The sequence below is a fragment of the Streptomyces sp. NPDC098781 genome (genome assembly GCF_044759995.1).
GTDB lineage: Bacteria > Actinomycetota > Actinomycetes > Streptomycetales > Streptomycetaceae > Streptomyces.
In genome coordinates this window covers 45,525-64,666 of the sequence record NZ_JBIWAK010000014.1, presented here as the reverse complement: position 1 = coordinate 64,666, position 19,142 = coordinate 45,525, and the positions used below count along the sequence as shown (strand labels likewise).

Annotated in this window: 17 protein-coding genes; 2 read left to right on the top strand and 15 right to left on the bottom strand. The window is 72.4% G+C overall.

Features of this window, described 5'->3' with window-relative positions:
- Window positions 1–67: 67 nt before the first annotated feature.
- The 13 genes from ACIQWG_RS38680 to ACIQWG_RS38620 form a co-directional block, all read right to left on the bottom strand.
- The gene (locus ACIQWG_RS38680) at window positions 68–1,018 is read right to left on the bottom strand and encodes an NAD-dependent epimerase/dehydratase family protein (protein ID WP_404105143.1); all 951 of its coding nucleotides are present in this window, start codon (window positions 1,016–1,018) and stop codon (window positions 68–70) included.
- Window positions 1,011–2,279, bottom strand: coding sequence for an MFS transporter (locus tag ACIQWG_RS38675; RefSeq protein ID WP_404105140.1), 1,269 nt, complete (start codon window positions 2,277–2,279; stop codon window positions 1,011–1,013). Before ACIQWG_RS38675 ends, ACIQWG_RS38680 begins: the two co-directional genes overlap by 8 nt.
- Complete coding sequence (locus ACIQWG_RS38670) at window positions 2,276–3,577, bottom strand: hydrolase (RefSeq protein ID WP_404105138.1); 1,302 nt, start codon at window positions 3,575–3,577, stop codon at window positions 2,276–2,278. Before ACIQWG_RS38670 ends, ACIQWG_RS38675 begins: the two co-directional genes overlap by 4 nt.
- Window positions 3,574–4,836 (bottom strand): ATP-grasp domain-containing protein, encoded by a 1,263-nt coding sequence (locus ACIQWG_RS38665; RefSeq protein ID WP_404105135.1) that lies wholly within the window; start codon window positions 4,834–4,836, stop codon window positions 3,574–3,576. The genes ACIQWG_RS38670 and ACIQWG_RS38665 overlap by 4 nt, the downstream gene beginning before the upstream one ends.
- Entirely contained in the window at window positions 4,824–5,834 is a 1,011-nt protein-coding gene (locus ACIQWG_RS38660; protein WP_404105133.1) for a transketolase family protein, read from the bottom strand. Before ACIQWG_RS38660 ends, ACIQWG_RS38665 begins: the two co-directional genes overlap by 13 nt.
- On the bottom strand, window positions 5,831–6,673 hold the full coding sequence (locus tag ACIQWG_RS38655; protein WP_404105130.1) for a thiamine pyrophosphate-dependent enzyme: 843 nt from the start codon (window positions 6,671–6,673) through the stop codon (window positions 5,831–5,833). The genes ACIQWG_RS38660 and ACIQWG_RS38655 overlap by 4 nt, the downstream gene beginning before the upstream one ends.
- Entirely contained in the window at window positions 6,670–8,568 is a 1,899-nt protein-coding gene (locus ACIQWG_RS38650) for a M20/M25/M40 family metallo-hydrolase (protein ID WP_404105127.1), read from the bottom strand. The genes ACIQWG_RS38655 and ACIQWG_RS38650 overlap by 4 nt, the downstream gene beginning before the upstream one ends.
- A complete protein-coding gene (gene argC / locus ACIQWG_RS38645) occupies window positions 8,565–9,626 on the bottom strand; it encodes an N-acetyl-gamma-glutamyl-phosphate reductase (protein ID WP_404105124.1) in 1,062 nt (353 codons plus the stop codon). The genes ACIQWG_RS38650 and argC overlap by 4 nt, the downstream gene beginning before the upstream one ends.
- Window positions 9,619–10,938 carry a DegT/DnrJ/EryC1/StrS family aminotransferase gene (locus ACIQWG_RS38640; RefSeq protein WP_404105121.1) on the bottom strand — a complete coding sequence of 440 codons (1,320 nt, stop codon included), beginning with the start codon at window positions 10,936–10,938 and terminating at the stop codon, window positions 9,619–9,621. Before ACIQWG_RS38640 ends, argC begins: the two co-directional genes overlap by 8 nt.
- Window positions 10,938–11,567 carry a degT/DnrJ/EryC1/StrS aminotransferase gene (locus tag ACIQWG_RS38635; protein ID WP_404105118.1) on the bottom strand — a complete coding sequence of 210 codons (630 nt, stop codon included), beginning with the start codon at window positions 11,565–11,567 and terminating at the stop codon, window positions 10,938–10,940. Before ACIQWG_RS38635 ends, ACIQWG_RS38640 begins: the two co-directional genes overlap by 1 nt.
- Before the next feature lie 243 nt (window positions 11,568–11,810).
- The gene (locus ACIQWG_RS38630; RefSeq protein ID WP_404105115.1) at window positions 11,811–12,695 is read right to left on the bottom strand and encodes a RimK family alpha-L-glutamate ligase; all 885 of its coding nucleotides are present in this window, start codon (window positions 12,693–12,695) and stop codon (window positions 11,811–11,813) included.
- Entirely contained in the window at window positions 12,692–12,880 is a 189-nt protein-coding gene (locus ACIQWG_RS38625; RefSeq protein ID WP_404105112.1) for a lysine biosynthesis protein LysW, read from the bottom strand. The genes ACIQWG_RS38630 and ACIQWG_RS38625 overlap by 4 nt, the downstream gene beginning before the upstream one ends.
- 86 nt (window positions 12,881–12,966) lie before the next feature.
- Window positions 12,967–13,125: a hypothetical protein gene (locus ACIQWG_RS38620; RefSeq protein WP_404105109.1), complete on the bottom strand. Its 159-nt coding sequence runs from the start codon at window positions 13,123–13,125 to the stop codon at window positions 12,967–12,969.
- Between the two features lie 122 nt (window positions 13,126–13,247).
- Here ACIQWG_RS38620 and ACIQWG_RS38615 point away from each other — a divergent pair, with 122 nt between their 5' ends.
- Window positions 13,248–14,288, top strand: coding sequence for a LuxR C-terminal-related transcriptional regulator (locus ACIQWG_RS38615; protein WP_404105106.1), 1,041 nt, complete (start codon window positions 13,248–13,250; stop codon window positions 14,286–14,288).
- Window positions 14,289–14,470: 182 nt separating this feature from the next.
- Here ACIQWG_RS38615 and ACIQWG_RS38610 read toward each other — a convergent pair whose 3' ends face one another.
- Window positions 14,471–15,505, bottom strand: a complete 1,035-nt coding sequence (locus ACIQWG_RS38610) for an esterase-like activity of phytase family protein (RefSeq protein WP_404105103.1) — start codon at window positions 15,503–15,505, stop codon at window positions 14,471–14,473.
- 68 nt (window positions 15,506–15,573) lie between these two features.
- The gene (locus ACIQWG_RS38605; RefSeq protein WP_404105100.1) at window positions 15,574–16,425 is read right to left on the bottom strand and encodes a serine hydrolase; all 852 of its coding nucleotides are present in this window, start codon (window positions 16,423–16,425) and stop codon (window positions 15,574–15,576) included.
- Window positions 16,426–16,661: 236 nt separating this feature from the next.
- On the opposite strand from ACIQWG_RS38605, the gene ACIQWG_RS38600 reads away from it, so the two are divergent.
- On the top strand, window positions 16,662–18,944 hold the full coding sequence (locus ACIQWG_RS38600) for an ArnT family glycosyltransferase (protein ID WP_404105097.1): 2,283 nt from the start codon (window positions 16,662–16,664) through the stop codon (window positions 18,942–18,944).
- Window positions 18,945–19,142: the final 198 nt, after the last annotated feature.

The following is a 19,142-nucleotide window of genomic DNA, read 5'->3' as shown; positions in this document are numbered from 1 at the left end:
GACACGCGGTCCGTGGGTTTTCAGCATCGGAGACGGGGGTGCGCGCCCCGCGCCCGGCGGTCCGGCGTCAGCCTCTTCCCTCGCCGGCCGCGACCTTCCCCGCCAGCTCCGGCAGCCATCGGGCGGCCGGTGTGAAGCGGTGGCCCAGCGAGGTCGCGCGGTCGGTGGTCAGGCCGAAGTCGGACGGGCAGGAGAAGGGGGAGAGGTCGGGGTGTCCGGACGGGTCCGTCTTTTCGATCACCGTGGCCGGGCGGCCCGTGGCGTGCTGTACCGCCGTGCAGACGTCGTACACGTCGACGCTGTCCGGCGAGGCGACGTTCACCGTCCCGGTGACCTCGGAGACGGCGGCACCGGCGAGGAAGCCGGCGACGTCGTCGGCGAGCACCAGGGAGGTGCGGCCGGGGGCGGCGTGGGCGATCACGGGCCGTCCGGCCCGGACACGGTCGACGTGGAAGGCGAGGCGTCCGGTGAAGTCGTCCTCGGCGGCCAGCACGTGCGCCACGCGGGCCAGGACGACCGGCACCCGCGCGTGCCGGGTCAGCGCGGCCTCGGCCTGACGCTTGCCCTCCCCGTAGTTCGCGCCCAGCCAGGCGCGGTCGTCCCAGGGCAGCTCGGTGTCGTAGGCGTACTCCGCCGCGTCGAGCTCCTCCTCGCGGGCGAAGGGGCTCATCGGCGGTGCCGGAATCCGCCAGCGGAAGGTGTCCGCGTTGTACACCTCCATGCTGCTGGTCAGGATCAGCTTCCCGGCCCGCTCCCCGAAGGCCTCGCAGGCTTCCAGAGCCGCACGCGGCGTGTAGCACATCTGGTGCACCACGGCGTCGAACCGCTCCCCCGCCACAGCCGCGGCCAGTTCGCCGGGCAGGTCGACGTCGGCGCGCAGCCGGCGTACCGCCGCACCGAACGGGTCGGGCGTACGGCCCCGGTTGACCACCGTGACCCGGTGGCCCTCGGCGAGGAGCCGCCGGACCAGCAGCTTGCCGAAGAACCGGGTGCCGCCGATGACACAGACCTCAGACATCGGCCACCGCCTTCTCGGGCTCACCGGCCGCCTCGGCGTCGGCGGGCTCCGCCTCGTCCTGCCCGGTCTCGGCCGTGCGGCCCGCCAGGCAGACCAGCGCGCACCCGACGGCCACGACGGCGGCGACGTACCAGTTCCCGCCCGGCACGCCGAGGGTGCCCGACAGGTCGAAGAGGACCCCCGCGAGCAGCGAACCGGCCATGTTGCCGGCGCTGCGGAAGAAGTGCATGGCGCCCATGGCCTTGGCCAGCCGCTCCTCGGGGACCTTGCGGGCGACCCAGATGTCGAACGACGGCACGAACAGGATGTCGCCGAGCACCACCGTCAGACAGCCGACGAACACCCAGGCCGGCCCGCGTCCCGCGCCGAACGCCAGGAAGGCCAGCGCCATCCCGGCCAGCCCGATCGCCATCACCGTGCCGGGGTCCAGGCGCTTGATGAGGACCTTGAACAGCGGGTACTGAAGCACCAGGACGGTCAGGCCGGTGACCCAGAAGGGAGCCGAGGGCGCCCAGCCGGGGACGAAGCGCTCCATGTGCAGCGGGATGCCGACGATGAAGCCGATCGACAGGAACCAGAACACGGCCGACAGCAGGAAGTACCGGGTGGCGCCGCGCACGTCGATGCCCTTGAACACCGCCGTGCTGAACAGCGGCGTACGCACGGTAGGCGCGGTTCCCTGCGCCGCGGCCGGCTCCGGCACCGAGCGGAACCCGTCGCGCGGGATGAACGCCGAGGACGCCAGGCAGAAGCCGATGAAGATCGCGAACACCACGCTGAACAGGGTCCGCAGCTCCACCCCGGCGAGCAGACCGCCGAGCAGCGCCCCGCCGAACAACCCGATCTGCGCGGCCATCTGGAACGTCGACAGCGCCTTGGGCCGCTCGTCGTCGGGGTACGACACGAGGATGTTCTTCAGTCCGGGGAAGGCCGTTCCGGACCCGAAGCCGATGAACAGCGCGAGCGCGCTGTAGGCCGCCACCCCGCCGACGAAGCCCATCAGGCCGAGCGCCACGGCCTCCAGGGCGGTACCGGCGAACACCGCCCCGCGGACCCCGATCCGGGCCGCGACACCCTCGTAGAAGAACGTGGCGAGCAGACGGCCCACGTACGTCATGCACATCACGACGCCGGCCCAGAAGCCGCTGTCGGTGCCGCCGAGGGAGGCGACGAAGACGGGGAACCAGATGTAGTTGCCGATGTGGGCGAGGAAGATGCCGGCGTTGACGCCGATGAGGGCGCGTCTGCGTTCGGTGGTCACGGGGCGACCCGTCCTTTCGGTTCGGCGGCCCGCAGGTCCGCGATGGCCCGCGCGAGGGCGGGACGGTCGATCTCCACGCCCCGCACGACGGTGGCCAGCGGCAGGGCGGCGAGGGGGCGGCCGGCGGCGAGCAGGTTGTAGGTGGCGCTCGCGCCGACGGCGAGGGGGTGGCTGCCCGGGGACTCCCCGCGCAGTTCGTCGAAGTAGCGGCGGCCGCCGAGCGTGGCCTGCCGGCGCAGCGGCTCCTCCAGCGCGGGGTCGTCGCCGCGCAACAGGTCGAGCTCGCGCAGGAAGGAGTAGCCGTGGTAGGCGCCGGTGTTGCCGGAGTCGGTGCCGACCAGCAGGGTGCCCCGGCGCAGTGCGGCGACGGCGTTGCGCCGCATGTCGGCGAGGGCGGCGGTACGGGTCTCCTGGCAGCCGTACTCGATGCCGTACGGCTTCTCGATGCCCCGGACGAACTCCAGGTTGCGCGGGTCCTGGGTCTCGGCGAAGCCTTCGTGGCCGTACTCGGCGACGAACTCCTCGCCCGTCATCACCATGGGCCGCAGCCCGGCGAGCGTGGAGACGAACCGGGCGCCCTCGAACCGCGACCAGTCGGCCTCGTCGAGCGTGCGGTCGCGCACGGTGTGGGCGAAGAGCCGGAAGCCGCACTCGTAGGCCCAGCGGGTCTCCTGGAGGGTGTTGCAGTCGATGACGGCGGTGATGCCGCGCTCGGCGGCCATCCGCGCGGTGAACGTCAGCACCTGCCGCGACAGCCGGGAGAACTTCACCGGGCTGCCGGGCTGTTCGGTGCCGTCGGTGAACATCACCTTCAGGAAGGTCCCACCGCGCTCGGCGTTGGCGCGCAGCGCGTGCTCCAGGTCCGCCTCGACGGACAGCATGTGCACGGGCGCCGGGAACTCCACGCCGTGGCCGGTGCGGCCGGCCGTGTCGGTGGTCGCGGTGACCGCGTAGCCGCAGTGCACGACCTCCGGGCCGGGCCAGGGCGAGGCCGCGCGGTCGGCCTCCCAGGCGTCGGCGACCAGCGGGAAGCCGAACATGTCCACCACGTGGGTCACCCCGTGGTAGAGGTACTGCAACGCGACGATCCGCGGGTCGTCGGCCGTGTCGTCCCAGTTGGCGGGCAGCGAGATGTGGGCGTGGGTCTCGGTGTAGCCCGGCCACAGCTCGTCCTCGCCGCCCCGGCGGGCACCGGTCGGCCGGACCCGGGTGAAGACGCCGTCGTCGGTGGTGACGTCGAAGAGCGCGCCCGGGTCCAGCGCGGGGATCGCCACGCCGGTCAGCTCACGGCGGGTCATCGGGCCACCTCGACACGCATCCTCAGGTCGATGCGGTCCAGGCCCTCCTCGCAGCGCTTGTTGACCTCGGTGCGGTCGGCGCCGGTGAAGATGACGTGGCCGATCCAGTCGAAGTTGCTGCGGGACAGGCGGGTGACCTCGGTGCCGGGCTTCTTGTAGGCGAGGGCGCTGTGGAAGCCGGGCAGGTCCGTCAGGCCGTCGAAGCCGATGTGCTCGACGGTGCCGGCGACCGGCGCGCCGAACCAGTGCCCGCCGGCCGTGATCGCGCCGGGGAAGGGCAGTTCGGGGCGCTCGCCCAGCGCCTGCCGGATGACCTCCAGATACGGGTCGACGCCGGAGCTGAGCTGCATCAGGCTCGGCACGATCCCGCCGATCAGCCGGCCGTTGACCTCGCACAGCACCGGGCCGTCGGGGCCGAGCAGGTACTCGGTGTGGATGAATCCGAAGTCCACGCCGAGCTCGTCCAGCACGCGCGTGGTCATCTCGAACAGCTCGTCCTGGAGCGGGTGGCCGCGGAAGTAGGTGGCGCCCATCTCGATGAAGTGCGGGAAGCCGCTGAGCGGGCGGTCGGTCAGGCCGAGGTTGACCACCTCGCCCTTGCCGAGGACGCAGGACTCGACCGAGATCAGCTCGCCGGTGACGAACTCCTCGATCAGCACGTCGGGGATCCGGGTCACCCCGCGCCCGTAGTCGGCGACGTCGGCGAGTTCGGCGAGGTAGGCGCGCAGGTCGTCCTCGTCCTTCAGGTGCAGCACATGGAGGCTGGCGGTGCCGTCGGACGGCTTGACCACGCAGGGGAAGCCGATCTCGCGGACGGCGGCCTCGACGGCCGCGGGGTCGGCGGCGTCGGCGACGTGCGCGAAACGCGGCTGGCGGACGCCGGTGCCGTCCAGGGTGAGCCGCGTCAGGTGCTTGTGCCGGGCGTTGCGGGCGCCCTCGACGCTCATGCCGGGCAGCCCGAGCGCCTCGGCGACGGCGGCGGTGTGCACGGTGTGGTACTCGCTGTAGGTGGTGACCCCATCGATCGGCCGCTCGGCGTGCAGGCGCCTTGCGAGCGCCGTCAGCTCCTCGATCGAAAAGGCTTCCTCGCTCTTGACGACGTGGCAGTTCGGGTGGGCGTAGGCCGCCTCGGTCAGCGGGGAGACGGCGAGGTAGAAGTCGGGGTCGACCGAGACGAGGGTGACGTCGTGACCCAGGTCGAGGGCGTTGGCGATCCCGGCGATGCCGTTCGGGTTGCACTCGATCATCAGGATGTGCATGTCAGGCTCCTTGGCAGGCTGGTGGTGGAGGGGAGGGGGTGGTGGGCGCGCTCGGTGGCGCCCGCCAGGGTCAGGGCCCGCAGGACGGCGGGCAGATCGAGTCCGAGCGCGGCCATGACCTCCGCGTGGTCGCCGCCGTACGACGGCCAGGTGCGGTCGGCCGCGACGGAGCTGATCTCGCAGCGGGGCAGCAGCAGCGCGAGCGCCTCGGCGACACCGCCCTGGCCGCGGTGTTCCTCGACCACCACGAACCGGCTGTGGTGGCGGGCCAGTTCGGCGGCGGCGCGGGTGAGGTGCTCGTGGTCGGCGTACACCAGGTGGGCGTGGGCGACACCCGGCGTGGCGGTCCTCGCCCGGACGGCGAGACGGGTGCCCTCCTCGCCGACGGACACCAGACAGACGGCGCCGGGGTCGGCCCGGAACTCCCAGTTGACGAGCGGGAGTTCGCCGTCGGGCAGGGCGAGCGAGGCGTAGCGCGCGTTGCGTCCGGTGCGGATGTAGTGCGGCCGCCCGGAGCGCGCGGCGGCCCGGACGACGGCGCGCATCTCGGCCTCGCCGTACGGTGCGGCGATGGTGACGCCGGGCATGCTGCGCAGGATCGCCAGGTCTTCCAGGCAGTGGTGGGTGGTGCCGAACCAGGCGCCGGAGACACCCGCGTACGGCGCCACGACGGTGACGCCCGCGTGCAGGTAGCCCAGGGTCAGCTTCAGGCTCTCCGCCGCGCGCAGCGCCGCGAACGGCGCGAAGGTGCTGACGAAGGGCTTGTAGCCGCCCGCGGCCAGGCCGGCGGCCATGTCGACCATGGCGCCCTCGGCGATGCCGAGGTTGAGGAACCGCTCGGGGTGTGCGCTCTGGAAGGGGTGGCCCTTGCCGCCGAGGTCCGCCTCCAGGCAGAGGATCGAGGCGTCCTCGGCGGCGAGGCGGGTGAGTTCGTCGCGGTAGGCGTCACGGCCCGACAGGGGCGGGGCCGGTGTCGTCGGCACGGCGGCGGCGGTCATCGGATGGCTCGCTTCCACTTGTCGGCGCGGGCCGCGTCGATGGTCACGTAGTGGGAGCCCGCCTTGCCCTCGACGGCGCGTACGCCCTTGCCCTTCACGGTGTCGGCGATCACGGCCAGCGGACGGCGGGCCGTCGAGCGGTCCGCGGCGAACAGCTCGGCCAGCGCCGCCAGGTCGTGGCCGTCCACCTCGGCGGTGTCGAACCCGAACGCGGCGAACCGCTCGGCGAGGCGCGGCAGCGGGGAGATGTCCGCGACGAGCCCGTCGTTCTGGCCGCCGTTGCGGTCCACGACCAGCACGAAGTTGCCCAACTCCTGTGCGGCGGCGACCTGGCAGGTCTCCCAGACCAGGCCCTCCTGGAGTTCCCCGTCGCCGGCGACCGCGATTCCGAGCCCGCCCCGCCCGCCCAGCCGGCGGGCCAGCGCCCACCCGGCGGCGTACGGAACGCCGTGCCCGAGACTGCCGGTCGGGAACCGGACGCCCGGCACCTTGGGCCCCGGGTGGCCGGTGTACGGCTCGCCGGCCAGGCCGTAGCGGGGCGCCGGGTTCTCCGGGAGGACGCCGCTGACGTGCAGCGCCGCGTACAGCCCGGCGGCCGCGTGGCCCTTGCTCAGCACCACCTCGGTGCCGTCCCCGGCGGCGGCCCGGTGCAGGGCCGCGATCAGGATGTCCAGTACGGACAGGCTGCCGCCCAGGTGGCAGCCGCGCGGGCTCGCCGCCATGTCGACGACGAGACGACGGGCCCGTACGGCACGGTCCGCGAGGTCGGCGAGGACCTGGGCGGGGATCGCCGGCGCGTCGGGCGCGGGCGGCGGCGCGTGTTCCAGTACGGCGCTCATGACCGGCCTCCCTTGTCCTGGTCCGCCTCGGCTCCCTTGTCCGCGTCGAGTGCGTGGCCCGTCAGCGCGAACCAGCGGTGGACCGCGTCGGCCAGCAGGGTCCGCGCGGTGCGGTACTCCATCGCGTCGATGCGCTCCTCGTCGGTGTGGTCGAGGGTTGAGTCGCCCGGCCCGTAGGCCACCATCGGCACGTCGTGCCAGGTCGTGGCCAGCGTGTTCATGTCCGAGGTGCCCTTCTTCACCACGAACCGGGGCCGGATCTCCGCCGCGGCGAAGGCACGGGTGAACGCCTTCACCAGCGGTCCGGTACGGCCGCTCGCGTGCCCCGGTGTCGCCCGCAGCACCTCGATGTCGACGGGGCCTTCGGCGTGCGCGAGCGCGGCCGTGCGCAGTGCGTCCAGGTCGGCTCCCGGCGGCACCCGGAAGTTGAGGATCCCGGCGGCCCGGCCCAGCTCCCGTCCCGTCTCCACGCGGACGTCGATCACGGCGCTCAGCGCGTCCGGGGCGACGGCGAGGACGGCGGTACGGATCTCACCGAGGGCGCTGATCAGGCGGTCCGGGGCGGACACGGCGTCCAGTCCGGCCGAGTGGCCGGTGGGGACGGACGCGGTCACCTTCAGCTTGAACAGGCCGAAGTAGCCCAGGGTGAGCTTCCGCGCGCCGCTGGGTTCGCCGATGACGACGGCGTCGGCCGGGTAGTGGTCGCGGGCGTGGAAGGCGCCCTTGGAGGACGAGATCTCCTCCTCCACCGCGCCGACCACGACGAGTTGGCCGTCCTCGGGGATGTCGGCGTGCGCGAGCACCTCCAGGAAGGAGGCCAGACTGCCCTTGGCGTCGACGCTGCCGCGCCCCCACAGCTCGCCGTCGCGCCACTGCGCGCGCCACACGTGCGGCACCGTGTCGAGGTGGCCGAGGAGCAGCAGCCGTCGCGGGCCCCGGCCCCGGGTGGCGACGAGGTTGCCGACGGCGTCGACATGGGCGTCGATGCCGCGCTGCCGGCACCACTCGGCGAGGTAGGCGGCTAGTTCCGTCTCGTCGCCGGAGACCGACGGGACGCTGACCACACGGGTGAGCAGCGCGAGGTCGGCGGCGGGTTCCCGGGTGGGCCAGAAGCGGGTCCAGCCGGTCGCCTCGCCCAGCGTGTGCGGTCCGGTGATGGCCACGTCGGCGACGCCGTCCAGGGCGATCTCGGCGGCGCGGACCTTCTGGCGCATCCTGCCCCCGGCGTAGCGGGCGCCGTCGCCGCGGTAGGCGTCGGTGAGGGTGGAGCCCGGGTCGTCGGGGTCGGTGAGCAGTCCGGCGGTGCCGGTGACCAGCCGCAGATGGTCGGCGCCCAGGGCACCGGCGAGGACGGCGGCGAGCACATCGGCGTCGACGTTCAGCGGGGCTCCCCCGGCGGCGTCGGCGACCGGCGGCGACACGCAGACGACGTCGTACGCCTCCAACAGGGCCGCCAGCCGTGCCGTGTCGGCGGCGACGGGGACGCCGGCCCGGTGGTCGCGGACCACGAGGGGACGGTCCTCGGCGGACAGCGCCTTCAGGGGCCGGTTGGCCCGGCCGGTGACGAGGCGGCCGCGTGCGGCGACCGCGGTGAACACGCTCAGCCCGAGGGCCGTGAGGCCCTCCTCGACGGCGGGCAGGGTGACCCGCTCGTAGGCGTCGACCAGATGTGCCATCTCCTGCGGCGGGCAGTAGCGCACTTCGTCGCCGTTCGCGAGCCGCAGCCTGGGCTCGGGCCGGCCGATCGCCGCGTAGTGGCGGGCGATTCCGGTGGCGCCACCGGCGACCAGCAGCACCCGGGCGCCGCGCGCCACGAGGTCGGCCACCTCCTTGAGGACGAGCCCTCGGTCGAGGGTCGCGCTGCCCGCCTTGACGACGTACAGGGGCCGGGTCATGGCGACACCGCCGTGGTGGGCAGTCCGGCCGTCTCGGGGAAGCCGGAGATCAGGTTCATGGCCTGGATCGCCTGCCCGGCCGCGCCCTTGATCAGGTTGTCGAGGGCGGCGACGGTGACGCACTGGCCGTCACGGACGGAGAGGGCGACCTCGGCGACGTTGGAGCCGACGACGGCCTTGAGCATCGGGAAGTCCTGCGGTGCCTTGGGGGCGGGCCGGACCCGGAGGAACGGCCGCCCGACGTAGGCCTTGGCGTAGGCGCGCTTGACGTCCAACGGCGTGACGCCGTCGCGCAGTTCGGTGTACGCGGTGACCATGATGCCGCGCGCCACGTCGAGGCTGTGGGTGGAGAACCGCAGGTCCACGGCGGTCGAGGTGAAGTCGGCGAGCGCCTGCTGGATCTCCGGCGCGTGCCGGTGGCCGTGCAGCTTGTGCACCCGGAAGTTGCCGCTGCGCTCGGCGGGCGGCTCGCCGGCGGCACGGCCACCGCCGGTGGAGCCGGTCTTGGCGTCGACGATCACCCGCTCGCCGACCAGCGGGGCGCCCTGCGCGAACAGCGGGTAGAGGGCGTAGATCGTGGTGACGGCCATGCAGCCGGGCAGGCTGATGAACCGGCTCTCGGGTACCGCGGGGCTCAACTCCGGTACGTAGTACGCGAAGTCCTCCAGCGGCGGGTGGGCGGCGGTGGCCGGGTAGTGGGCGCGTATCTGCCCGGCGTCGCGCAGCCGGAAGTCGCCGCCGAGGTTCAGCACCCGCTTGGCGCGCTCGGCGATCAGCGGCAGCCGCTCGGGCAGCGTCCCGGTGGGCAGGCAGCCGAAGGCGATGTCCACGGGCTCGATGCCGGCGAGGTCGGCGAGCGGCCGGAGGGTGAGGCCGGCCGCGCGCGGATGGTTGCGCAGCCAGGGGTGGACGCTGCCGATCGTGGCGCCGGCGGCACGCTCCGCGGAGAGGAACGCGAGCTCGACATGCGGGTGTTCGAGCAGGAGGCGGATCACCTCACCGCCGGTGTAGCCGCTGGCACCCACGACGGCGACCCTGATCGTGTCGTGGTCAGCCAAGGCGGGCCGCCTTCTCGTACGGGCGGCGGTACTCGCGCGTCTCGACCAGCTTGCGGATGGCGTCCGGGCGCCGGGCGACCTTCCGGAAGGCGTCGGAGTAGCGCAGGATCCGCTCGTACTCGACCGGGGAGCGCAGTTCGCGGCACAGGACGAGGGTGGAGTCGAGCATCCCCAGGGTGACCGGGAAGTCCTCCGGGCGGTGGTCGCGCACGGCGGCCGGGTTGAGCGTGAAGGGGTAGCCGCCGCCGAAGCCGTCGCGGTGCCGGAAGGGCAGATGGCACGGGATCGGGGTGTTCTGCCACTCGCGGGCCGGTACGCCCTCGGCGACGAGCAGTTCGTGCACCGCCTCCTTGACCGCGAACACCGGCAGGTCGCCGAGACCCACCGCCTCCGGGTGCAGGGTGGTCCGGTACATGTTGTAGGCGTGGACGTGCCCGTCGGGGACGTGCGGCGGAGTAAACAGGCCGGTCTCGTGCAGCGCCGCCCCGAGCAGCTCCGCGTTGCGGGCGCGGATCGCGTCGTAGTACGGCAGGCGCTTCAGCTGGCTCGCGCCGAAGGCGGCGGCCACCCACGACATGCCGTAGTCGATGCCGTGCCGCTCCAGGTACGCGACGGCACGGTCGTACGCCTCGCCCGTGGCGAAGAAGGCGATGCCGCCCTCGCCGCCGAGCGGGAAGTTCTTGTCGGCCATCAGGCTCTGCCCGGCCGCGTCGCCGAGGGAGCCGGCGACCCGCTCGCCGATCTTCGCGGAGTGGGCGTGCGAGGCGTCCTCGACGAGGGCGATGCCGTGGCGGTCGGCGAGGGCGCGCAGCGCGGGCACGTCGGCGGGCAGGCCGTGCACATGCACCGGCATCAGCGCCCGGGTGCGGTCGGTGACCGCGGCCGCGGCGGCGTCGGGGTCCATGCAGTAGGTGACCGGGTCGATGTCGACGAACACGGGGATCGCGTGCGCGGCGACGACGGCCTGCGCGGTGGCGATGAAGGTGAACGCGGGCACGATCACCTCGTCGCCCGGCCGCACTCCGGCGCCGACCAGGGCCATGTGCAGGCTGGAGGTGCCGCTGGCGGTGGGCAGGGCGTGCGCGGCACCGACGTAGGCGCGGTAGGCCTCGGCGAAGTCGGCGACGACCTTCTCGGGTGCCTGGCGCTGGGCGAGCAGCAGGTTGAAGACGTCTTCCTTGGTGATGACCGGGAAGAGGGTGCGGCGCAGCTCCTTGGGAACCAGCGCGCCGCCGCCGAGGGCGGCGAGCTCGGCGTCGAGTTCGGCGGCGTCGGGCAGGGGCAGCGGGGCTGCCGGGAAGTCAGTGATCATCAGTGGGCTCCGGATACGGCGGCGGGACGCGTCGCATGGGTCAGGGCCATCCGCAGGCAGGCGGCCACCAGCGGGCTGAGCCGGTAGTTGAACTGCACGCCGGGCACCAGGGAGGCGTCCGCCTCGTCCTGCGTCCACATCGTGCGCAGGTCGTAGGCGCCGAAGATCTTCAGGCGCTCGGCGCGGGCCCAGATGCGCTCGTCGTCGGTCAGGACGGCGGCGGCCGGGCCGAAGCCGAGGCCGGTGAGGTCCACGACCAGCGCGGGGGCGGTGGCCTCGGCGGCCGACTCGGACAGGCGGTGGGCGTTCGAGTGGTCCAGCGCGATGTGGTCGAAGGCCGCCGGGCCCGCGTCCGCGCTGACGGTGACGCCGAGCCAGTTCACGAACGCCTCGGTGCCGGCGTCGGCGGCGGGCAGCCGGATGCTGTCGCCGTGGCCGATGCCCTGGCCGGCGAGAGCCGCGTGCACGGCCGCGGTGCGGCTGTTGAGCAGGACGGCCTTGGCGCGTCCGGTCTGCTTGGTCAACAGCCGTTCGAGACCGGGCAGTTCCCGGTCGCTCTTCTCGATGCTCATGACCACGCCCGAGGTCAGGACGCGGGTGAGCACCGTGGCGGTGTCGAAAAGATCCATGGGTGTCGGGCTTTCTCCGGTTTTGTCCGGTGTTCTCCGGTGTCTGCGGTGCTCTGCGGTGCTCAGCGGTGCTCTGCGGTCTTCCGCGGGGGGAGTCGGGGCGCGACGAGGCGGCCGGCCGGCTCCGGTGACAGAGGGCATGCGGCCCCGGCGGTGGCCGACCGGCGTCATCGGCGGTCGGCCAGGCACGGTCGGCCTGTTGGCGCTCGGGGCCGCAGCGAACGCGGCTGTCCGGCGCGGGCGCTAGGCGACCGCAGGTTCCGCCTCTGCGGGGGCGAGCTGCCCCGTGACGTACGCGGCCAGGTGGGCGGCCACGTCCACCCCGTGCTGGGACGAGGAGCGGGCGAACTCGGGGTTGGCGTTGACCTCCAGGACGAGCAGTTCCCCGGTGGTCCGGTCCTCGACCAGGTCGACTCCGTAGAAGCCGGGGCCGAGGATGTCGACGACCTGCCCGCAGAGCTTCTCGATCTCCGCGGTGACGTCGACGCGCCGCACGGAGGCGCCGAGGTGGGTGTTCGTCCGCCAGTCGGCGGAGACACGCTCGATCGCCACGACCGGCGTACGCCCCACGACGACCACCCGGAGATCGTGCCCCGGCTTGTCGACGTACTCCTGGACGACGACGGGGAACAGCTTCCCCGCGGCGTCGGCGGACTCACGACCGCCGGCCCACGCCTCCACGCACTCGGCGTTGGCCATCTTGGTCACGCCGCGCCCCCAGGACCCGCTGACGGGCTTGACGACGGCGGGCAGACCCAGTTCGGCGACGGTGGCCCGGACCTGGTCGTAGCTGAAGGCGTGCCGGGTGACCGGGTGCGGGATGCCGTGCCGGGCGAAGAGCAGCGCCTGCAACCCCTTGTCGTTGCAGGTCTCGATGGTCGAGGCCCGGTTGAGGGTGGGGATGCCGGAGTGTTCGAGCCGGCGGGAGACACCGATGGCGTCCCGGTGCGAGAGGTTCCGGATCAGGACGAGCGCGGGCGGCTCGACGCGGCCCGCCACGACATCGGCCAGATCCTCTCTCAGCAGCGGACGCGCCGTCAGTCCCTCGGCCCGCAGCGCCTCCAGGAGCAGCTTCTCCTCGGGCCGCAGCATCGTGACCGAGACCAGGACCTGGTCCGAGACGGTCACTCGCCCCAGTCCTCTTCCACCTCGGGGGCGAGGTCCAGGCGCACGGCCGCGTCGCTCTTCTCCACGACCTCGTGTTCCTGGCCACAGGCCGCGCACTCGGTGATCTCCCCCTTTTCCCAGTCCGCACGCACCTCGAATTCGGTGTCGCAGACGAGGCACTTCGGAGCCATGACGGCAAGGGTCATTCCTGTAACTCCTTCTCAACGGGCCGCATGGAAAGGCCCGGATGTGTTCGGAAGCGGAAATGCAGAGTCTTTCCGGTGGGCGCCGATCAGCCCCAGCGGTCGTCGTCGGGCGAGGCCACGGCCCCGTTGGCGGCGGTCGAAACGGTGTGGCCGCCGGTCAGGGAAACGCCTGAAAAGGCCAGTGCCGCAGCGGCGAGCACACCCAGCGCTCCGGCAAACCTGCGAACGAACGAGACGCGCTTCATTTCCAGTTCCCCCCTGGATAATCCCGGGCAGTTCATCCTTCGGAGCTGCCCGCACACAGAAGAGAATGCCTTGCGGGGCGGGGTTGCCGGAAGCGACTCAAGGGTTCATGATCTTGCGTTGCATGAGTCAGAAGGGGGACCGCACCATGTGCGAGAAGACGGACACAGGTGAAGAAGACGGACAGATAGCGCTCTGCTCCGCGGGAGTCGAGTTCTACCGGACCGCCGTGGCGCGGGGGAAGAGGGCAAGGGACGGCGCCCCGCGGTGCCTGTCCGCGCTCGGGCTGCTGGCACCGGCCGTGGACGACCCGCGATCCGTCGTGCCGGTTCCGCCCGAGGTGGCCACGGCGGCGCTGACGCACCCGCTGGAGCAGCGGATCCTGGAGCAGCAACGGGCGATGACCGCCGTGCACGAGACGATGGCGCAGGTGGAGAGCTGCTACCGGGATCTGCGCCGGCAGGACAGCGGCGTCGTCCAGCGACTCACCGGCGCCTCGGTGATCACCTCCGCGATAGACGAGGCGGCCCGCTCCGCGCAGCACGAATCTCTGACCGCGCATCCGGGGGGCGGACGGCCCGAGCACCTGCTCGCCGAGGCGCTGCCGATCGCCCTGGCGGCCCGCAGCAGGGGCATCAACCAGCGCACCCTGTACCAGCACACGGTGCGCAGCCACGGCCCCACCCTCGACTACATCAAGGCCGTCACCGAGGTCGGGGTGCAGGTGCGGACGGTGGACGAGGTCTTCGACCGGCTGCTCATCTACGACCGCTGCGTCGCCTTCATCCCCGACAAGGAGAAGGAGCACCGCAACCACGCCCTGCGGGTCACCGACCCCGGTGTCGTGCAGTTCCTGGTCTCGGTGTTCGAGCACACCTGGGAGCGGGCCGAGCCGATCGTCTACGAGCACGACCAGCAGCGGCCCCGGCTCCTCACCGACGAGACCCGGCTGCGCGTCCTGCGGCTGATGGTGGACGGCTACACCGACGCCGCCATCGCCGGCCGGCTGGGCATGAGCACACGCAGTGTGGCCAGCCATCTGAAGAAGGTGGCCGACCAGCTGGGCAGCAACAGCCGTGCCCAGCTGGCCTATCTGACCGCGCAGAGCGGCCTGCTGGACGACGCCCCGCCCCCGCCCTGCCGTCGGCGGCACACGCCGGACTAGGGCCTGTCGTTTGGATCATGCCGGCGTCGCGGGGCCTGGCACGCACATCTGCCGCGTTGTCGTCACTCGCCGACGCTCCGCGTCGACTCCCTCCTCCGCCTTGCAGCTGCACGCACCAGACCCCGCTCGGCTCGGCCGACAGGCGCAGTTCCTCCCAGCCGGCCTGATCCAAACGACAGGCCCTAGGCGATCCGCACCCGCAGCTGGTAGAAGCGCGTCGTCTGCACCGCGTTCTGGTTGTCGTCGCTGACCAGCAGCACCTTCAGGCGGCCCCGTGAGTGGCCGGTGATCGCCATGCCCTCGATGTTGTCGAGCAGGGGGTTCGGCTGGGGCTGCTTGGCGGTGGCGCCCAGGGACGGGCAGGCGGCGATGTCCGCCAGGAGCGTCTTGCCGACCAGGCGTACGCCGTCCTGACCGGTGAGGTTCTCCACGCGGGCGGTGTCCGTGGCGCGGCGCGGGTCGGCCAGGTAGAGGCGGACGGTGTTGCCGACGCCGGCGGTGAACCCGCGCTCCAGGACGAGGAGTCGGCCGTCCGGGGTCGCCTGGACCTCGGGGACGCCGAGCCCGGTGTCCGCCCGGTAGGCGTACTGGCGGCCGAGCTCGAAGTGGCCGCCCCGGGTCTTGCGCCAGGTCTGGAAGCGGACGATGCCGGCGGTGTCGCCGCTGAGCGCGTACTCCATCGACGCGAGCAGCGTGCGGCCGCCGGGAAGCAGGGTCAGGCCCTCGAAGGTCCCGTTGGAGACGGCCCGGCCGGCCGGGGCGACGCGGAGGGCGTCCGGGACGGGCAGCCGGTCGAGGATCTTGCCGTCGCGGGAGTAGCGGCGTACGGAGGGCTCGGTCTCGGAGGAGACGAGGTAGCTGCCGTCGCGGTCGACGACGAGCCCCTCGGAGTCGAGGGCGGCCCCGCTCTCGTCGGCGAGCGGGACGACGGCCTTCGGCGCGAGCGTCCTGCCGCTGAGGCCGAAGAGGGAGGAGCGGTCGGACAGAGCCGCGAGCGAACCGTCCCGGTCCACCGCGAGCGCGGAGAAGTTGCCGACGAAGGTGCCCTCGTACGTCGTCTTGTCGAGCGCGTCGGAGAAGCGGTCGATGGAGACGACGGGCGAACAGGCGTGCCGGCCCGGCACGTTGGCGTGGGCGGTGGCCGGGCCGGCGGCGGTGAGGCAGGTGGCCGCCGCGAGGCCCGCGGTGGCGGTCGCGAGTACGGTTCTCAGACGCATGGGGGTCACCGTAGGGCGGGTCGGTGACGCAGGGGAGACCGGCTCGTGAAGCGTGGCCCGCTTCGGAGTCAGTTCGCCGTCAGTTCCCGGTGGATGACCTTGGCGACGTCCTGGATGGTCGTGACGCCGTAGTCCATGGTGCGGTTGCCGTGCGTGAGCACCGTCATCGTGTAGTCGTGGCCGCGGCCTTCGAAGGCGCCGACGCTGTGCACCCGCCAGCCGTGGGCGGCCCGCCGCAGCCAGCCGTTCTTGACGGCCACGGAGACACCGGACGGCACTCCGTGCGGTGTGCCCCAGCGCTGGGAGGGGACGACCTGGCTCATCAGCTTCAGGATGTAGGCGCGGGAGTTGTCGCTGAGCACGGGGTTCTCGCGCGTGATGAGCCGGAGCAGCTTCTGCTCGTCGGTGACGGTGATCCGGGTGAGGCCCCAGTAGCCGTTGTTGCCGGGCTTGGTCCGGCTCATGCCGACGGCGGCGAGGAACGCCTTGATCCTCGCCATGCCGAGCTGCTTCCACAGGGTGCGGGTCGCGGCGTTGTCCGACCGGGTGATCATCGCCCGGCTGAGGGACACCTCGCGGTCGCTGAGATACCGGTCCTGCCTCTTGGCGTCCCACAGCAGCGCGGCGAGCACGGTGACCTTGGTGATGCTGGCGGAGTCGTAGGCGGAGGTGGGCCGGAACGTACACGTGGTGTCGGTGGCACGGTCATGGAGGCCGACCGCGACGGCGCCCTCCCGGTTGCCGACGGCGGCCGCGATGCCCTTCTCCAGCTTGCGGGCGAGGCCGGCCTTGGCGGACGTACAGCTGACGGTGGGCGGGTCCGCCGCCGCGGCGGGAGCGGCACCGGCGATGGCCGCCATGACGACACCGGCGCCCACTCCCACCGCGACGACCGCTCTGCCGCGCCTGGAAACGCCCATTGGCTTCTCGTTCGTTGTCCCCTGAGTCATGTCGTGTCGACCAACGAGCACACGAGCAAGACCGCACGCATGATGACCACTGACAGCGTATTGACCGCCGTGTCCTTGCTCCGAAAGGCGCAGGCTCGACGTCCGGGGCGTCCTCGCGGGCTCCTTTACGGACCCCTTTGCGTATTCACAGGAGAGGGCCAGCCACGCCACAGCCCCCACCCACCCCCACAGCCCACGCTGCCCTGGTGACATCAGCCACCGATCCCCACCCCCACACGACCGTGACCCCCGACGTGCCCCCGCCGGCCCCGCCCGCGGCGCCCCCGGACCGGGCGCCGCGCTGGTCGCTCCCCGCGCTGATCGCGATCCTGATCCTGGCTGCGGTGCTGTACTCCTGGAACCTCTCCGGATCCAGCCTCAACAGCTTCTACAGCGCGGCCGTCCTCAGCGGCACCCAGAGCTGGAAGGCGTGGTTCTTCGGCTCGCTGGACGCGGGCAACTTCCTCACCGTCGACAAGCCGCCGTTCGCCCTGATGGTCATGGGCCTGTCCTGCCGGGTGTTCGGTTACGGCACCTGGCAGATGATGCTGCCGATGATCCTGGCCGCCCTCGCGACGATCTGGATCGTGCACGCCTCGGTGAAGCGGGTGTGGGGCCACGGCGCGGCAACGGTCGCCGCGCTGGTCCTCGCCCTGACGCCGATCACGGTCGCCATCAACCGGGACAACAACCCCGACACACTGCTGGTGTTCCTGATGGCCGGCGGCGCGGCGCTCGCCCTGCGTGCCGTCCACAACGGGAAGTTGCTGCCGCTGGTCGGCTCCGCCGTGTGCTTCGGGCTCGCGTTCAACACGAAGATGCTCCAGGGCTACATCGCGCTGCCCGCCGTCTTCGCCGTCTATCTGTACGCGGCGAAGCCGAGGTTCGTGAAGCGGGTCGTCAACCTGCTCGTCGCGGGTGTCGCCCTCGCCGTCTCCAGCTTCTGGTGGGCGGCTGCCGTCTCCCTCGTCCCCGCCGACGACCGCCCCTACATCGGCGGTTCGACGGACGGCTCGGCCTGGGACCTGATCATGGGCTACAACGGCCTCGGCCGGATCCTCGGCGGCGAGGGCAACGGCGGCGGTGGCGGAGGCGGAGGCGGCGGCTTCTCCGGGACCGCCGGGATCGGCCGGCTGTTCAACGACATCCTGGGCGGTCAGATCTCCTGGCTGATCCCCTTCGCCGCGATCGCCTGCGTCGGCGGACTGGTGCTCCGCGGGCGCGCCCCGCGCACCGATCTCACCCGCGCCGCCCTGGTGCTGTGGGGCGGCTGGACGGCCCTGCACTACCTGACCTTCGCCATGGCCGAGGGCACGATGCACCCGTACTACACGACCGCTCTCGCCCCGGGCATCGCGGCACTGTGCGGAGGCGGCGGCGTGATGCTGCTGCGCGCCTTCCGCGCCGACCGGCGGTGGGCGTGGGTGCTGCCCGCGGGGCTGGCCGTCACGGCCGTCTGGGCGGTCGTACTGCTGCGACGGGCCTCCGGCTGGAACACCTGGCTGTGGCCGGCCGTCGCCGTCGTCATGGCGCTGGCGATCGTGGGACTGCTGGTCCTGCGGTCCGCGTCGGGCCCGCGGACACGGCTCCTGGCGGCATCCGTGGCAGCGGCCGTGGTCGCCGCGGTGGCGGGCCCGGCGGCTTACGCCTGGTCGGTGCCGTCCGGTTCGGGCGGCGGCATGGGCGGTACGAACCCGACGGCCGGGCCCTCGACGGGGAGCGGCTTCGGCGGCGGACCCGGCGGGGGTGGCGGTCCTGGCGGGGGCGGTGGCGGCCGGGGTGGCTTCGGCGGCGGGCAGGTGCCGGGGGGTGCTCAGCAGGACGGGCAGAACAGCCAGGCCGGCGGGCAGAACGGCACCTACGGACAGCAGGGCGGCGGCTTCCCCGGTGGGCAGGAACAAGGCCAGGGCGACGGCGGGCAGATGACGCCGGGCGGCGGGAACGGCGAGCCGCCGAACGGCCAAGGCGGGCAGAACGGCCAGGCTCCCGGCGGCATGAGCGGAGGCGGCGCGGGCGGAGGCGGCATGAGCGGAGGCGGCATGGGCGGAGGCGGCATGGGCGGTGGCGCGAGCACCGAGCTGATCTCCTACCTCAAGAAGCACCAGGACGGCGCCAAGTGGCTGCTCGCGGTGTCGAGTTCACAGAGCGCGGCGCAGCTGATCCTCAGCAGCGGTGAGCCCGTGATCTCCATGTGGGGCTGGTCCGGCTCCGACAACGCGATGACCCTGGCCAGGCTCAAGGAGCTGGTGAAGAAGGGCGAGCTGCACTACATCCAGATCGGTGGCGGCGGCATGGGCGGCGGCCCCGGCGGCGGCAGCAGCGTCAGCACCGAAGTCACGGAGTGGGTGCAGAAGAACGGCACGGCGGTGAAGGAGAGCGAGTACAGCTCCGGCTCGACATCCTCATCCTCATCGTCCTCGACCTCCTCGTCCTCGTCCCAGACCAACCAGTCCGCCCTCTACCGCCTCGACCCGTCCGACGTCGGCTAGCGACCGCCGCTGCCCACCCAACGGCCCCCGGCACACCCGCCGGGGGCCGTTTCGGCGCGTCAACTCGCGTAGCCCCGCCCCGATTTGCCGCTTCCCGTCACCCAATGGACACGTGCCGACCCTCGACACCCCCTCATGTCCATGCCACGCTCTCGTTGCCGCCTCAATCAACCCGCGTAGATCCCCGCATAGATGGGA